Origin of the sequence: Nonlabens antarcticus, from assembly GCF_015356755.1 — a bacterium.
GTDB lineage: Bacteria > Bacteroidota > Bacteroidia > Flavobacteriales > Flavobacteriaceae > Nonlabens > Nonlabens antarcticus.
This window is the reverse complement of record NZ_JADFCO010000004.1, coordinates 1-226: the sequence shown is the minus strand read 5'-3', so window position 1 is coordinate 226 and position 226 is coordinate 1. Positions and strand designations below refer to the sequence as shown.

General features: G+C 49.6%; 1 protein-coding gene. It reads left to right on the top strand.

What is annotated here, in order from left to right:
- Nucleotides 1-226: DUF7507 domain-containing protein (locus tag IQ282_RS00020; RefSeq protein WP_194849913.1), on the top strand; the 226-nt coding region annotated here is incomplete at both ends.

Here is a 226-nt window from a genome sequence, read left to right as displayed (position 1 = left end):
GTGAGACGATCAGTTACAGTTTTACGGTGACCAATACGGGAGCCACTACGTTGAGCAACATAACGATTAGTGACCCATTGTTGGTAGCACCGAATGGTAGTTTAGTAGGTGGTCCAATCGCTACACTACCCCCAGGCCCAAGTGGAGTAGACAGTACTACGTTTACGGGAACCTACACGATCCAGCAGTCTGACATAGATGCGGGAACGGTAAGGAACCAAGCGTT